The 14,595-nt window shown below is 73.1% G+C and carries 14 protein-coding genes and 3 pseudogenes; 11 read left to right on the forward strand and 6 right to left on the reverse strand.

Features of this window, described 5'->3' with window-relative positions; translation table 11 throughout:
• Nucleotides 1-95, reverse strand: a 95-nt coding sequence (locus ACLQ2U_RS22755) for an inorganic diphosphatase (RefSeq protein ID WP_425752868.1), incomplete at its 3' end; no start/stop codon positions are given.
• Between the two features lie 919 nt (nucleotides 96-1,014).
• Between ACLQ2U_RS22755 and ACLQ2U_RS22760 the strand changes: the two genes are divergently transcribed.
• From ACLQ2U_RS22760 to ACLQ2U_RS22785, 6 genes are all read left to right on the forward strand, one after another.
• Nucleotides 1,015-1,137, forward strand: a complete 123-nt coding sequence (locus ACLQ2U_RS22760; protein ID WP_425752767.1) for a hypothetical protein — start codon at nucleotides 1,015-1,017, stop codon at nucleotides 1,135-1,137.
• Nucleotides 1,138-1,257: 120 nt separating this feature from the next.
• Nucleotides 1,258-2,094: a DUF5994 family protein gene (locus ACLQ2U_RS22765; RefSeq protein ID WP_425752768.1), complete on the forward strand. Its 837-nt coding sequence runs from the start codon at nucleotides 1,258-1,260 to the stop codon at nucleotides 2,092-2,094.
• Nucleotides 2,091-3,104, forward strand: coding sequence for a glycosyltransferase family 4 protein (locus tag ACLQ2U_RS22770; RefSeq protein ID WP_425752770.1), 1,014 nt, complete (start codon nucleotides 2,091-2,093; stop codon nucleotides 3,102-3,104). The genes ACLQ2U_RS22765 and ACLQ2U_RS22770 overlap by 4 nt, the downstream gene beginning before the upstream one ends.
• A gap of 195 nt (nucleotides 3,105-3,299) precedes the next feature.
• On the forward strand, nucleotides 3,300-4,439 hold the full coding sequence (locus ACLQ2U_RS22775; protein WP_425752869.1) for a glycosyltransferase: 1,140 nt from the start codon (nucleotides 3,300-3,302) through the stop codon (nucleotides 4,437-4,439).
• The gene (locus ACLQ2U_RS22780; protein WP_425752771.1) at nucleotides 4,436-5,485 is read left to right on the forward strand and encodes a glycosyltransferase; all 1,050 of its coding nucleotides are present in this window, start codon (nucleotides 4,436-4,438) and stop codon (nucleotides 5,483-5,485) included. The genes ACLQ2U_RS22775 and ACLQ2U_RS22780 overlap by 4 nt, the downstream gene beginning before the upstream one ends.
• Nucleotides 5,486-5,779: 294 nt before the next feature.
• On the forward strand, nucleotides 5,780-6,961 hold the full coding sequence (locus ACLQ2U_RS22785; RefSeq protein WP_425752772.1) for a glycoside hydrolase family 130 protein: 1,182 nt from the start codon (nucleotides 5,780-5,782) through the stop codon (nucleotides 6,959-6,961).
• Between the two features lie 103 nt (nucleotides 6,962-7,064).
• Here ACLQ2U_RS22785 and ACLQ2U_RS22790 read toward each other — a convergent pair whose 3' ends face one another.
• Nucleotides 7,065-7,208, reverse strand: coding sequence for a hypothetical protein (locus ACLQ2U_RS22790; RefSeq protein WP_425752773.1), 144 nt, complete (start codon nucleotides 7,206-7,208; stop codon nucleotides 7,065-7,067).
• On the opposite strand from ACLQ2U_RS22790, the pseudogene ACLQ2U_RS22795 reads away from it, so the two are divergent.
• From ACLQ2U_RS22795 to ACLQ2U_RS22810, 4 genes and pseudogenes are all read left to right on the forward strand, one after another.
• A pseudogene (locus ACLQ2U_RS22795) lies at nucleotides 7,155-7,421 on the forward strand (hypothetical protein); the annotation flags it as partial. The gene ACLQ2U_RS22790 and the pseudogene ACLQ2U_RS22795 sit on opposite strands and share 54 nt — an antisense overlap.
• A gap of 415 nt (nucleotides 7,422-7,836) precedes the next feature.
• Nucleotides 7,837-7,995, forward strand: a pseudogene (locus ACLQ2U_RS22800) (glycogen debranching N-terminal domain-containing protein); the annotation flags it as partial.
• 124 nt (nucleotides 7,996-8,119) lie between these two features.
• Nucleotides 8,120-9,844 carry an MGH1-like glycoside hydrolase domain-containing protein gene (locus ACLQ2U_RS22805; protein ID WP_425752870.1) on the forward strand — a complete coding sequence of 575 codons (1,725 nt, stop codon included), beginning with the start codon at nucleotides 8,120-8,122 and terminating at the stop codon, nucleotides 9,842-9,844.
• A 111-nt stretch (nucleotides 9,845-9,955) separates the two neighbouring features.
• Nucleotides 9,956-10,126 carry a hypothetical protein gene (locus ACLQ2U_RS22810; protein WP_425752774.1) on the forward strand — a complete coding sequence of 57 codons (171 nt, stop codon included), beginning with the start codon at nucleotides 9,956-9,958 and terminating at the stop codon, nucleotides 10,124-10,126.
• A gap of 79 nt (nucleotides 10,127-10,205) precedes the next feature.
• On the opposite strand, the gene ACLQ2U_RS22815 is transcribed toward ACLQ2U_RS22810, so the two are convergent.
• The 3 genes from ACLQ2U_RS22815 to ACLQ2U_RS22825 all read right to left on the reverse strand — a co-directional run bounded on the left by ACLQ2U_RS22815 (nucleotide 10,206) and on the right by ACLQ2U_RS22825 (nucleotide 12,162).
• Complete coding sequence (locus ACLQ2U_RS22815) at nucleotides 10,206-10,478, reverse strand: GlsB/YeaQ/YmgE family stress response membrane protein (protein WP_425752775.1); 273 nt, start codon at nucleotides 10,476-10,478, stop codon at nucleotides 10,206-10,208.
• Between the two features lie 132 nt (nucleotides 10,479-10,610).
• Complete coding sequence (locus ACLQ2U_RS22820; RefSeq protein ID WP_425752776.1) at nucleotides 10,611-11,366, reverse strand: glycosyltransferase family 2 protein; 756 nt, start codon at nucleotides 11,364-11,366, stop codon at nucleotides 10,611-10,613.
• A gap of 112 nt (nucleotides 11,367-11,478) precedes the next feature.
• Nucleotides 11,479-12,162 carry an ElyC/SanA/YdcF family protein gene (locus tag ACLQ2U_RS22825; RefSeq protein WP_425752777.1) on the reverse strand — a complete coding sequence of 228 codons (684 nt, stop codon included), beginning with the start codon at nucleotides 12,160-12,162 and terminating at the stop codon, nucleotides 11,479-11,481.
• Nucleotides 12,163-12,404: 242 nt separating this feature from the next.
• On the opposite strand from ACLQ2U_RS22825, the gene ACLQ2U_RS22830 reads away from it, so the two are divergent.
• Nucleotides 12,405-13,796 (forward strand): nitroreductase family protein, encoded by a 1,392-nt coding sequence (locus ACLQ2U_RS22830; protein ID WP_425752778.1) that lies wholly within the window; start codon nucleotides 12,405-12,407, stop codon nucleotides 13,794-13,796.
• A 177-nt stretch (nucleotides 13,797-13,973) separates the two neighbouring features.
• On the opposite strand, the pseudogene ACLQ2U_RS22835 reads toward ACLQ2U_RS22830, so the two are convergent.
• Nucleotides 13,974-14,536 (reverse strand): annotated as a pseudogene (locus ACLQ2U_RS22835) (transcriptional regulator); the annotation flags it as partial.
• Nucleotides 14,537-14,595 lie beyond the last annotated feature (59 nt).

Genomic DNA, 14,595 nt, shown 5'->3' on the forward strand with positions numbered 1-14,595 from the left:
AGGGTGCGGTCCAGCCGGATCCGACCGGTCTGGCGATCCATCTCGTACTTGTTGCGCGTTCCCCTGGGGACCTCGATCGTGACGTCGAACTCCATGCGGCTGCTCCGGTCTTCGGACCTTCAGTCGGTGACCGGCAATCGGCCTGGTCGGTGATGAACACGGCGATCTCGCTGCCATGCGAGTGTTCGAAACACTGATAACGACACGGGCCAGTAGTTGTAACGGCTGGTCCGGCGGGGCGAACGCAGGCACCCTGAGAGTGTTCCGCCGCGGTGGGGGCCCGCCGGCATCCGACCGACCTGGGACCGCTGCGGTTAGGTCAGTTCACCGAGGAACGAGAAGAGGACCAAGAGCAGTTCCCGATGCGGCCGACGCGGCGGCGGCGTGTCCGGTATGCGAGGAACGAGAGACATCACCCACGAAGTCTCGATACTCGGCTCCTGCTACCGCGAGTTGCCCCACCGGTCCGCGACTGCACCGGCGAGCCCTTCGGCAAGCGTATGGCCTCTTCCTCCTCGACGGCTCGCCCCATCTCACGGCCCTCGACAAGCCGGCGGCGTTGATGCTGCCGATGGTGTGCGGACTGGCGGGTCGATCAGCGCACCGCCTGATCTCGGCTCATCGGGTGACGCTGCCACCCGCGCGTTCCACCCACGCCCCGAGGACGATCCTCGACGCTGGCAATACCAGGGCTTCCAGGTAGCGGCGGCACTATCCCTCCCTCCGCAGGAGGCGCCAGGGTTGGGGCCGGTGGGGGTGGGCGGGTCGATCCGGACCGCTCGGGGTGAGCCTCGGCCCCCTATCGCGGCGGCGCCGAGCACCCCGGCCCGGACAGGCGTAGGCTGGGGCTATCCCGGAATCGACGACATCCCATTCCCGAGGTGCCCGCCACACCGGCTCCGCGCGAGGGGATGCCATGTCCGTACCCGAGCGCACCCGTTTTGCAGTGGCCCGCCCGACCGACCTCCCGCCGTCGGAGCATCGGGACCAAGTCCCCACCTCCCACCGACCCGGGTGCCGTTGACCCGCGCCGGTGCGGCCCGGATCGGCTTCTGCGCTGCGGCGCTCACGATCGTCGCCATGGTGATCGACACCGTCCGCATCACCCACCTGCACCGGCTCCACCGCCGAGGCTGAGCCGAGCAACCGACGACCGGGCCCGTGACGGGGTCGGCGAATTGCCCCCTGCCCGGGGCATGACGCGATTCCGCGCACGACCCCACCGCTACGCCGCGGTCACGGCGATAAGGATCCGACATGACGCCATCGACCAACGCCCTCGCTCCCCCATCGCCGCCATCGACGCCGCGCCTGCGGATCGAACCGACCCGGTCCCCGCGCACGCTGCTCGACGGCGGCTGGTGGCCCCGCTCGACAGATCCGTTCGCGGAGCTACCCGGCCTCATCCTCGCCATCGACCGGCTGCGCGGGCCGATCAACCGGCTGGTCCTCAACGCCGGGACCTGGGACGGCAACCCGCGCCGCCTGGCCGTCGGCGGCAGGGTCCTGCGGTTGGGCTACTTCACCAGTCAGCCCACCAGCCTGCTGACCGCGATCTGCCTCAACGGCGATCGGATCGACCTGCTGGTCGTCCCGCCGGAGACCGCGGTCGACCTGGCCGAGGCCGCGATGACGCTCGCCGCCACCGCCGGCAACCTGGTCCATACCCCGCAACTGCTCACCGCCGCCGGCAGAGTGTCCGACGCGAGGGTCGACAGCGCGGGCAGGCGCACATGGGAGGCGGAGGGGGGCCGTCTCCAGACCGCCCCCGACGCCCGTGCCACCGTCGCTTCCTGCGGAGCCGACGCCAGACGGGCCGGGAAGTCCGCGCCGGTGGAACCGGCGCCCGCGCCGACAGCACCTCCGCCGAGGCAGCAAAGGACCGACGACGTTCCCACCATCACCACCAAGGAGCAGACCATGACAATCGCCCGGCACACGATCACCTCCGCACTGCGTCGGCGCGGCCAGCACACCAGGGCCGACTGGGTCGAGCGGGAGCTGCCGGAGCAGGTCGACACCAGCCGGCACACCGGACTGCTCGCGACCCTGCGTCTCGATCCCACCGAGCTCGCCGAGCCGACTGCCCGGTGAAAGTGGCCCTGCTGGGACCAGTGGCCTGGCGGACCCCGCCGCGCCACTACGGCCCCTGGGAACAGGTGACCGGTCTGCTCGCAGATGGGCTCGCCGCGCGGGGCGTCCAGGTGACGCTCTTCGCCACGTTGGACTCGATCACCTCCGCCGCACTCGACGGGGTGTGCCCACGCGGGTACGCCGAGGACCAGAGCATGGACGGGCGGGTCTGGGAGGCGATGCACGTCTCCCACGCGCTGGCCCGGTCCGCCGAGTTCGACCTCGTGCACAGCCACCTGGACTGGCTGCCGCTGGCATTCGCCGCGCACTGCGCCGCCCCGCTGCTCACCACCGTGCACGGATTCTCCGGGGCAGGAATCCTGCCGGCGTACGAGAAGGGCCGCTCGTCCTACGTCTCCATCTCCGACGCCGATCGGCTTCCCGGGCTCGACTACCTCGCCACGGTGCACCACGGCGTCGACCTCGACGGCTTGCCGTTCACCCCGGAGCCCGGCCCCGGGCTGGTGGCCTTCGGCCGGATCCACGCCGACAAGGGCACCCATACCGCCATCGAGATCGCCCGGCGGGCCGGCCGGCCGCTGACCATCTGCGGCATCGTGCAGGACGAGCGCTACTTCGACGAGCAGGTGGCCCCGCACGTCGACGGCGAGCGGGTCACCTTCCTCGGCGCTGTGGGCCCACGCCGCCGCGGGGAGATCCTCGGCGGCAGCGCGGCGCTGCTGCACCCCATCGCCTTCGACGAGCCGTTCGGCCTGTCCGTGGTGGAGTCGATGGCCTGCGGGACGCCGGTCGTGGCATACGCCCGCGGGTCGATGCCCGAGGTGGTCGATGAGGAGGTGACCGGGCTGCTGGTACGCAGCGTCGAGGAGGCCGTCGAGGCGGTCGGCCGGATCGCCTCGATCGACCGCGCGGGCTGCCGGGCACGGGCCCGGCACCGCTTCGGCGCCGACCGGATGGTCACCGACTACCTGGCCCTCTACGAGGATCTCACCGGTCGACCGGAACGCTGATACGTCCAGGTGCCGACGATTCGCTGCGAATCCGGCTCCGCCCGATCCAGGTTCACCGCCGGCCCCACACCCGCTGAAGCGGCCGCCGCCCTGAACCCGTTCCGTCGGCCATTCACGTTGGTCGACGTGCGCCGTTACCTCATGTGGTCGCCCCGTCCCCCGGTGGCGGCCGACAACCGGAAGGCACGGCACCCCATGCCCGCCAGCTACGGCTTCCTGAGCACCCACCCACCGACCCGGTGCGGACTGGCCACCTTCAACTCGGCCCTCGCCGCCCACCTCACCGCCGGCGGCCCGCCCGCCGGCGTCGTACGGGTCACCGCCTCCGGCGACGACAAACGCCCCGAACCCGGGGTCGTGCACACCTGGTCGGCGCGGAACGCGGCCGGCTGGCGGGGCGCCGCCGCGGCGCTCAACGCCTTCGACGTGGCCGTGGTGCAGCACGAGTACGGCATCTACCCCGGGACCGACGGCGAGGACGTCCTGCCGTTGCTGCGCCGGCTCACCGTGCCGAGCATCGTGGTCCTGCACACAGTGCTCCGTCAGCCCTCGGCCAGGCAGAAGACGCTGCTGGAGCAGATCGTTGCCGCCGCCGGCGCGGTCGTCACGATGACCGGCACCGCCCACGACCGGCTGCTCGTCGGCTACGCGGTGAACCCGGCGAAGGTCTCGGTGATCCCGCACGGCGCCGCCGACCACGTCGGCGCACCCGCGCTGAGGCGTACCCGCCCGCACCTGCTCACCTGGGGACTGCTCGGTCCCGGCAAGGGGATCGAGTGGGCGTTGCGGGCACTGGCCCGGTTGCAGGACCTCGACCCGACCCCCACGTACACGATCGCCGGCCGGACCCACCCGAAGGTGATCGAGCACCAGGGCGAGGCGTACCGGGCCGGCCTGCACCGCCTCGGCGCCGAGCTCGGCATTGCGCACGCCGTGGACTACCAGGCCGCGTACCACGACCAGGCCACCCTCGGCGCGCTGGTTCGCTCCGCCGACGTGGTCCTGCTGCCCTACGACTCGCGGGAACAGGTGACCTCCGGCGTCCTGATCGAAGCGGTGGCCGCCGGCGTCCCCGTCGTCGCCACGCCCTTCCCGCACGCGGTCGAGCTGCTCACCGGCGGCCCCGGGCTGGTCGTACCCCATCAAGACCCGACGGCGCTCGCGGCCGCGATCCGGCGGATCCTGACCGAGCCCGGCCTGGCCGCCGGCCTTGCCGGCCGGACCCGGCCGATAGCCGCGGAGCTGCGCTGGCCGGCGGTGGCGGCCCGGTACGAGGCCCTCGCCGGACGGCTCATCGCCGCTCGGTCGACCGCGGTCGCCCCGGCGGCGGCGTGACCGGGTCGAGCCACCGGGCCGGAACTCCCGGCCGCGCCGCCGAGCGGGCGCCCGCGCCGAGCTTCACCCACCTGGCCCGACTCAGCGATGACACCGGCCTCTTCGAACACGCCCGGCACGCCATCGTCCGCCGGGAACACGGCTACTGCACCGACGACGTCGCCCGGGGTCTGCTGGTCACCAGCCGCGAGCCGGAGCCGTCGGCGCAGGTGCTCGGGCTGGCCGAGCGCTACCTGGCCTTCCTGACCCACGCCCAGGACACGCGCGGCGCCTTCCACAACCGCCTCGGCCACGACCGGCGCTGGGCCGACCAGCCCGGTCTCGGTGACTGGTGGGGACGGGCACTGTGGGGGCTGGGGACGGCCGCCGCCCGCAACCCCGCCGCCTGGATCCGTACCGAATCGCTGGTGGCCTTCAGCCGCGGCGCCGCCCGGCGGTCGGCCGCGCCGCACGCGATGGCCTTCGCCGGGCTGGGCGCCGCCGAGGTGCTGCGTCGCCATCCCGGCCACGCCGCCGCAGCGGCGCTGCTCGACGACGCCGCCCGTGCCGTCGGCCCCGGCGACCCCGATCCGCGCTGGCCGTGGCCGCAGCCTCGGCTCAGCTACGCCAGCGCCGCCCTCGCCGAGGTCGTCATCGCCGCCGGACGGCTGCGCGGGGACGCCCCGCTGCTCGCAGCCGGGCTGCGGATGCTGACCTGGCTGTACGAGGTCCAACTGCTCGACGGGCGGCTCTCGGTCGTACCGGCGGACGGTTGGCGACGCGACGGTCCCCGCCTGCGCCACGACCAGCAGCCCATCGAGGTCGCCGCCCTCGCCGACGCCTGCGCCACCGCCGCCGCGGTCACCGGCGACCCTGTCTGGGAGACCGGGCTCCGGCGGGCCGTCGGATGGTTCCTCGGGGAGAATGACCTCGGCATGGCCATGTGGGACCCGGCGACCGGCGGCGGCTACGACGGGCTCACCCCGCACGGCCCCAACCTCAACCAGGGCGCCGAGTCGACGCTGGCGCTGATCTCCACCCTGCAGCACGCCCGGCAGTGGTCGTGACCGGGGCGCTGGCCACCCGCCAGGGGCTCACCCTCGCTCCCGATCCCCGTCGGGTCATCGTCAAGCTCTTCGTCCCGGGTGAGGACGCCGCCGTGGCGCACACCCGCGCGCACGACCTCGTCGACCGGATCGCGGACCTCGACCCTGACGAGACGGAGATCCTGCTCCGACAGACCATGCACGACTTCGGCGACCGGCACCACGACCTGGAAGGCACCTTCCAGCACCACTACGAGCTCGTCCGGCACCGGGTCACCCGCACCCGGCAGCTCTCACCCACCGCCCGGCTTGCTGGTGGGCGCCTACTTCAGCCACGAGTACGCCGTCGAGGCCGCGGCACTGTGCAATCCGTCCATGGTGGCCCACCCCGACCAGTCCGAGCTGCGACCCGGGCAGCTGCGGGCAGCGGTCAGCCTGCGCCAGATCGGTGAGGGTCACCTCTCCTCCATCGGATTCGCCAGCGCCGTGCTGGGGCCCGGGAGCCACCTCGTCGTGCAGGGACGGTCGGGGTCGCTGGTAACCGGCCGACGCGGCCACGTCCAGCACCGACGCGACCTGCTCGCCGCCGGGCTGCGCGAGGAGGGCTGGGACAACGAGGTGTGCGCGACGGTGCTGGCCGCCCTGCCGGAACACTACGACGAGGCCGATTTCGAACGGGTCCTGGGCGCTCTGCCGCCCGATCTGCTCTACTGCAGCACCACGCCGGACACCCTGGAACAGCTGCGCCGGACCGCTGCGGCCAGCTACGCCATCGCCTTCCCGGCCGACACCCTCCTGCATGAGCGGGTGCTCTGGCCGGCCACCGCGGCGGAGAGCAACGGCATGGAGGACGCCCGTTTCGTCAGGTTCGTCGACGACGCCGGCGTCCCGACGTACCGGGCGACGTACACCGCCTACGACGGTCGACGGGTCGCCCCCCGGACGGTGATCAGCGACGATCTGCGTCACTTCCGGATCGACCCGATGCGCGGCCCGGGCGCCCGGAACAAGGGGATCGCGCTCTTTCCCCGGGCCGTCCACGGCCGGCACCTCGCGCTCTGCCGCTCCGACGGTGAAACCATCGGCCTGACCGCCCTGGCCGACGACAACGCCTGGCGGGCTCCGGTGCCGCTGCACGGCCCGCGCCGCAGCTGGGAGTTGATCCAGGTCGGCAACTGCGGGTCGCCCATCGAGACCGACGCGGGCTGGCTGGTGCTCACCCACGGCGTCGGCCCGATGCGCCGCTACGCCATCGGAGCCCTGCTGCTCGACCTGCACCGACCGGAGCGGGTGATCGCCGAGCTGCCCGGGGCGCTACTGGCCCCCGATGACACCGAGCGCGAAGGGTACGTGCCCAACGTCGTCTACTCCTGCGGAGCGCTGCTCCACGGCGACCTGCTCTGGCTGCCGTACGGCGCCAGCGACGCCCGGGTCGGCTTCGCCACCGTACCCCTCGCCACGCTCGTCGAGGCGATGGTCCGGGGCCGGTCCAGCTGAAAGTCGAGCGGCCGACGAGGTCCGGCGGGCCGGACGTCCGCCCGGCGGGCGCCGTTGCGTTATCGGAACGGTGGACGTGTTGAACCCGTGCCGGGGTCCTCGGTCAGATCACTTGGGCGAGTTCGGTGAACGCCGCGGCCACCCGCGACGCCGGCGAGGCATCGACGGCGAGTTCGTGTTGAGTCACCTGGCGTTGGCGGGCACGCGCGTCGGCGCCGACCTCGTCCCGATCCTGGATGCTGGGCATGCGGGCGTGGTCCAGGTCGCGATGGCCTGGCTCACCGGAGACCTCGCCGCCGTACGGCCTCAGTTCAGCCCAGACGTTCAAGGTCTGTCTCGACTGGTCAAGTCGTTCCCCGACCTGGACGGGATCGGCGCTGAGACTTCACCCCTATTGCCTGGCGGCTGGTACCTCGGCGGCCAGTTTGGTGGCGCCCTCACCTTCGCTCACGGAGCAGCGCTCGACGCCACGGGGCGAGTCGTGATCCCGGTGCCGGGCGACGGCGAGGCCGGAACATCGGGCGATGCGTCCCCGGTTCCGGCCGGTCGCGCGGTTCCGGCAGGCGCTCGGACCCGACGGCGGCCTGGCCTCGCGGCGACACGGTCGCGCTGTTGCAGTCGGCGGCCGCCGACCGGATCTTGGCCGACGAACCCGCCGGAACCAGCTCGGTCGGCCATCACCTCTCGTACGCTGAAGATTGGTGGGCTCCGAAATGCGCTGGGGGGGTGCCGTGGAGAGCACGTCGAAGCGGGCGACGCCCGCGGATCCGTTGCCCGGGATCACGGTCGACGTGCGGACGGCCGGCCAGGAAGTGGCCACGCTCCCACCGGGGCTCGGCCCAGACGCGATCGGCGTGCTCGACGGCCGGACGTTCATGTACTCCGATGCGTCGGGCGACGTCCCGCCGGGTTCGATCGGCGGCCTGCTGGTCGAGGACACCCGGTATCTCAACCGGTGGCTGCTCACCATCAACGGCCAGCGGTTGATCGCGCTGGGCTCGGCGGCCACCGACTACTACTCCGCGGATTTCTTCCTGACCAACGCCGGCCACCCGGAACTTCCCGCGAACGCGATAGACGTACGGCGGCGGCGCCCGCAACGGCCTGCACGAGCGGATCGACCTCGCGTCCTACGCCGCCGAACCGGCCCGGATCGAGCTGCGGCTGCAGGTCGGGACCGACTTCGCCGACCTGCTGGAGATCCGTGGCGCCGGGGTCCGCGACCGGTCCGCGAAGATCACCCGCGAGCACGCCGCGGACGGATCACGGCTCCAGTTCCGCTACGCCAACGGTGGGTTCGCCGCGGACACGGTGGTGCACGTCAACCCGCCCGCAACCCGGATCGACGGTGACGACCTCGTCTGGGACATCGACCTGCTTCGCCGCGAGCATCGCCGGATCGACCTGCACGTGCCGCTCGCGCTCGGGCCGATGGATCTGCCGTCCGTGCACATCCGCTTCGACGAGGGCGAGCCGCGCAATGACCCGACGAGCCGGTGGCACGCCGAGCGACCTAGCATCGAGACCGACTCCCAGCTGCTCGCCCAGGTGCTGTACAAGGCGTCGGACGACATCCTCACCCTGCGGGCGCGGATCCGCATCGGTGACCAGAAAGTGATCCTTCCGGGCGCCGGGGTGCCCTGGTTCCTGACCCTCTTCGGCCGGGACGCGCTGATCTCCGCGTACCAGACCATTGTCTTGAACCCCTACCTGGCCCGCGGCACGCTGATCGCGTTGGCCCGGTTCCAGGGCACGAAATGCGACGACTTCACCGACGAGGAGCCGGGCAAAATCCTCCACGAGGTCCGCGGCGGGGAGCTGACCCAGCTGGGCGAGAAGCCGTACGGCCCGTACTACGGCACCGCGGACGCCACCCAGCTGTGGCTCATCCTGCTGTCGGAATACTGGCGGTGGACCGGCGACGACGAATTCGTCCGTACCCACCGGGACAACGCACTCGCCGCACTGAACTGGATCGACCGGTACGGCGACCGCGACGGCGACGGGTACGTCGAGTACGCCACCCGCTCTCCCGAGGGGCTCGGCAACCAGTGCTGGCGCGACTCCTGGGACGGCGTGCAGTTTGCCAACGGGGAACTCCCCGTGCTGCCGATCGCGACCTGCGAGATCCAGGGCTACACGTACGACGCGAAGCTGCGGCTGGCTGAACTGGCCGGCGGCCCGCTGGCCGACCCCGCGCTCGCGACCCGGCTGCGCGATGATGCCCAGCGGCTGTTCGAGCGGTTCAACCGCGACTTCTGGATCGAGGAGCGCGGCGGCTACTACGCCATCGGTCTCGACGGCGACAAACGCCGGATCGACTCGATGACCTCGAGCATGGGCCACCTCCTGTGGAGCGGCATCGTGCCGGACGACCGGGCACCGATCGTGGTCCGGCAACTGATGTCGGACCCGATGTTCTCCGGCTGGGGCATCCGCACCCTGTCCACCGAGGACCGCGGGTACAACCCGATCGGCTACCACAGCGGCACCGTGTGGCCGCACGAAACGTCACTGATCGCCGCCGGGCTGACCCGGTACGGCTTCCGCACGGAGTCGAACCAACTGGCGCTGGCGCTGCTCGACGCCGCCAAGTCCTTCGACTTCCGGCTGCCCGAGACCTTCGCCGGCCACCCCCGCGGCGAGGGGAAGTTCCCGGTCCCGTACCCGACCCCGTGCAGCCCGCAGGCCTGGGCGACCGGCGCGCCGGCGCTGATCATGCGGGCGATGCTCGGCGGCGACGCCCGCAACGGCGAAGTCGTCCTGGATCCTCACCTGCCCGACGAAATCCGCCGGGTACTGATCACCCGGCTACCCGCCTTCGGCAAGCGGTGGAACCTCGAAGCCGTTGGCGCCATCGGCCACGTACGGCTGACGACCTGACCCGCCGGCGACGCCGGCACCCGTGACCGCTGATCGTGATCAACGGTTTGCCACCGGCCAGCCCAGCTGGACCTGTCGCTGGCCCGGGTCGACCCGGAGGCGCCCACCGGGTTGATCCTCTTCGAGCCGCGGATCGCGAAGCAGTTTCTCCAACGGCAGGTTGACATCCTGCCAGCAGATCGTCTTGACCTTGGCCATGATCGACGCAACGCGGTGCCCGGGGAACTGCTGGTGCGGCTGCGGGTGGAGCGGGTGGCCGCCTTCACCGGCATCGCGGACTGACGTCGGCCCGGCGACCCGGACAGTGAACCGCCGGCCCCGCCCCGCGAAGGGGCCGGGCCGGCGGCTCGGGAAGCGTCGGTCAGTGCACGCGCCGGCGGCCGTAGGCGCCGGCCGCGATCGCCACGCCGACCGCGGCGAAGATGACCTGGATGAGGATCTCGATCCAGTCGATGCCCGCGGTGTTCTTCACGCCGAGGGCGTTGGCGACGATGGTGCCGAGGATCGCGGCCAGCACGCCGATGACGAGGGTGAGCCAGATCGGGATGTTCTGCCGGCCGGGTACGACCAGCCGGCCCAGCGCCCCGATGACCAGACCGATGACGATGGCGGTGAGAATGCCGGTAACTTCCACGGGAGCCGTCCCTTCCAGAATAATGCCGTCGGCCCGGTGTTTTGCCCTGAGCAACGAAAAACCAAACCCAGGAGCCGCCCGCGGATCATTCGCCGCCGGGGCCAGGCGCCGGGGAAAGGGCGCCCGCGCCGCTCACCCTTCGGGCGGGACGACCGGACGGACCGCTGCCGAGGACGTGGCGGCCCGGGTACGGAGGGAGCCGGACAGCCGCGAGACCGCGAACCTCAGCAGCGGCGCGTAGACCCGGGCCGAGTCGACGAGTGAGCTGAAGTGCGACGACGAGTTGCCCTTCACGTAGTGGGTGGCGATGGTGGTCTGCTCGATGGGGAGGCCGACCCGGGCCGCCTCCAGCAGGACGGCCATCTCGTATTCGAAGTGGTCGCCCGACACCGACAGCAGCCAGTCGAGCTGGTCGGCCGGGTGGGCGCGCAGTCCGGTCTGGGTGTCGCGGACGGCACAGCCGGTGACGGCGCGGAACAGCACCCGCGTGACGGCGTTGCCGACCCGGCTGCGCAGCGGGACCTCGCCGTCGAGCCGGCGCACGCCGAGCACCATCCGGCCGGTGGTCCGGGTGCGTTCGGCCACCCGCAGGACGTCCGCGACGCGGTGCTGGCCGTCGAAGTCGGCGCAGACCACGTCCTGCCCGGGATGCGCCTCGGCGACGTGCCGGAACCCGGTCCGCAGGGCCACCCCCTTGCCCCGGTTCGTCGGGTGGCGCAGCACCGTGCACCCGAGGTCGCGGGCCGCGTCGACGGCCCGGGCCGCCGCCGGGTCACTGCTGCCGTCGTCGACCACCACGACGTGCAGGTCGGGTGCGGCGGCGCGGAGATCGGCGACCATCTCCGGCAGTCGTGCCCCTGGCTGGTACACCGGCGCGAGGACAATCATCGGTTCCCTCTCGTCTCCTGTGGCCGGTCACGGGGCCGCCCGCGACGGGCGTCCCCCCGGATTGACGCCCGTCACATACCCCGTTGGACGCCGCGTCTCCCCTCGTTTTTCGTCACCCGCCGAGGGGTAGCCCCGTGCCCCGGTCGCGGCGCACCCACCGTTCGGCACGCCGCAGCGCGGCGACCATCGCGCGCTCGCGCCGCACCAGCGCCGGGGCGTCGCCCACGCCGAGGAAGGCGAGCCGGGCGGCGATCCGCGCGGCCCGCTCCGACCGCTCCCCGCCCGGTGGCTCACCGCCCGTCGCCGGCACCTCGACCAGGGCGGAGCCGCGCAGGCCGAGCACCTTGCCGGCGAGGAACCTGATCCGCGGCAGGTGCCACGCGTGCGAGACGATGCCCAGCGGTCGCCGGGCGTCGAAGTCCCACCCGGCCAGCAGCCCTTCCTCGACGGTGTGCACGAGGTTCTCCAGGGTGCTCCGCGACCGGGTCTCCACGCGCAGCTCCGCGTACCGGTCGAGGCCGGCCGCGCGCGCCTCGCGCAGCATCAGGTCACCCTCCCGGCTCCCGGCCGGCGGCGGCGTCGCCCCCTCGCACGCCTCGGCCCAACCGCCGGCGAGCACGATCCGGGGCGACGGGCCCCGCGCCGCGGACCGCAGGAAGTGGGACTCGTGGGCGGCGACGTAGTCGGCCGCGGCCCGCACCCGGGCGATGCTGGCCGGGGTGAGCGTGTAGCGGTCGTCGGCGCACCGGACCCCTCGCCCGAACACCACCAGCACCAGGGCGGTCGACGGTGTCATGCGCTCCCCTGGCTGCCGTCCACGACATCGACGGTACGACGTCGGACGGCACGCCCCCGCGCCGGCCCGAGACCCGCTCCGGCCGCCCGGCCGCCGCCCGGCCGCCGCCCGGCCGCTGCCCGGCCGGGTTCATGACTTCCGGGGGCGGGACAAACGGTGGTGCGCGGGACCGGGTCCGCTGACAGGATGCCCGGATAGACCTCGACTCCGGCGCCGGGCTGCTGCACCGACTCACGTCGTACGTGCCGAACCGCGAGTGGGACGTACCCGTCGACCACCCGGCCGTGCGCGGCGACCTCGTCCCGAACGACCCCGCGGCGCTGCCGCCGCCGATGAAGGGCTACCCGGACGCGCTTCCCGTCCTCGCCCTGCCGCGGGAGCTGCCCGACCCCGGCATCGCCGCGACGGCCGTCCTCGCGGGTGTCCCCGCTCCGACGCGGCCGCTCGACGCGGCGCAGCTCGGCCGGGTGCTCTTCCTCGGCGCCGGCGTCGTCCGCACCGCGGAACGCAACGGTCGCCGGGTCCTCTACCGCGCCTCCGGTTCGGCGGGGGCCCGCTTTCCGCTGGAGGTCTACGCGAGCACGCGCGGCGTCGCGGGGGTCCCGGACGGCGTGCACTGGTACGACGCGACACGGCACGGGCTCGTCCAGGTCGCACCCGCCGCCACCGGCACGGTCACCACGCTCGTCGTGACCGGCGTGCCGTGGCGGACCGGGTGGCGCTACGCCGAACGCGGGTGGCGGCATCTCTACTGGGACGCGGGAACGCTGCTGTCCCAGCTGTCGGCTGCGGCCGACAGCGCCGGCCTCTCGCCGCAGCTGCGGTCCCTGTTCCCGGACGCCGCGGTGCGGGAGCTCGTCGGCGCGGACGGGGTGCACGAGTACCCGCTGGCCCTGCTCTCCCTAGGCGACGGCGAGCCGGCGATCGGGCCCACCGCACCGGCGGCCCCGGGTGAGCTGCCGCCGGTCGAGCTGCCACTGTGCACCGCGGCGCAGCGCACGGGCGAGCGGGACGAGCTCGGCACGCCCTGGCCGCGGGCGGCCGCGCTCCCGGACTTCCCGCCGTCCGACCCCCTCGATCAGGTGGTGCGCCGGCGCGGTTCACAGCGACGCATGGACCGGACCCGGACCCTGCCGCGCCACCTGCTGGAGTGGCCCCTCGCCGCGGCCCTGCGCGGGGTGCGGGTGCCGCACTGGGTCGCCGTCCACGGCGTCGACGGTGTGGCGCCCGGCCTCTACCGCTGGCCCGATTTGTCGACGCCGGTCCGCGCCGGTGGCCTGCGTGACGAGCTGCTCCGGATCTGCCTGGACCAGTCGCTCGCCGGCGACGCCGCGTACGTCGTCATCGCGGCCACCCGACTGTCGTCACTGGACGACCGCGGCTACCGTGCCGCCCAACTCGCGGCCGGGCTGGTCGAGGGCCGGCTGCACCTGGCCGCATACGCCCTCGGCGCGGGCGCCTCCGGCATGACCTTCCTCGACTCGGAGGTCCCGGGTCTGCTGGACGAGCCGGACGACCTGGCGACGCTGCTCTTCACCTGCGTGGGTATCCCGGAGTACACCTCGCGCAGCGGCGGCGACCCGGGTGCGCCGGTCGAGGTCCGGCCCGTCGTGCCCCGCCTCGGATCGCGCTGACCGCCACCTTTACGAAGCCGAGCACCATCAGCGGGCCGTGCACCTGCTCCAACGGCGCGTGCGGCGCGGGCACCGGCAGGTCGAGCAGGAGCAGGGCGGCGTAGAGGCCGGTCGCCAGGGCGAACCCGCCGGCGGCGAGGACGGGGAGCCGCCAGCGTACGGCGAGCGGCCGGGGGTTCATGCCGACTCTTCCCGGAGCTGCGGCAGGGCCAGCCGCACCACGCAGGCGTCGGGGGCGCCGAAAGGCTCGAGCACGGCGCCGGCCGGTGGGGCGCCGGCGTGTTCGAGCGTGCCGCGGACGACGCCGACGTGCAGCGCGCAGATCGCGTCGGGGTTGCGGTTGACCAGTTCCAGGAAGGGGCAGGTGTGCAGGTGGATCTCGGTCGTCCCGTCGGCCGTCTCGTGCGGGCGGGGGCTGAAGCCCAGCCCACGCAGGACGTCGAGCAGGATGTTGACCGGGTCGCCGCCGGGGGCGGTGGCGGCGGCGAGGTGGCGCCCCCAGTCGTGGCCGGCGCGGGTGGCCTCGGCCCGGACGTCGCCGTGACCGCGGCGGGACAGGTGGTCGAGCAGGGCGGCGGCGAGCGCCCGGTACGGCGCGGGCGCCGGGGCCTCGGCGATGGCCACCCGGTAGCGCCAGGCCGGCCGGGCTGGCCGCCGCTGGCCCGCGCCTTGACCAGCAGCCCGGCGTCGACCAGGCGGTCGAGGTGGGTGCGGGCGGTGGAGAGGTGCAGCCCGGTCCGATACCTGCGCGACTGGCCGCAGAGCCAGACATCGACAGCAAGCGGTCAACCGGCTCCGC

It is taken from the genome of Micromonospora sp. DT47, from assembly GCF_049844475.1.
Lineage (GTDB): Bacteria > Actinomycetota > Actinomycetes > Mycobacteriales > Micromonosporaceae > Micromonospora.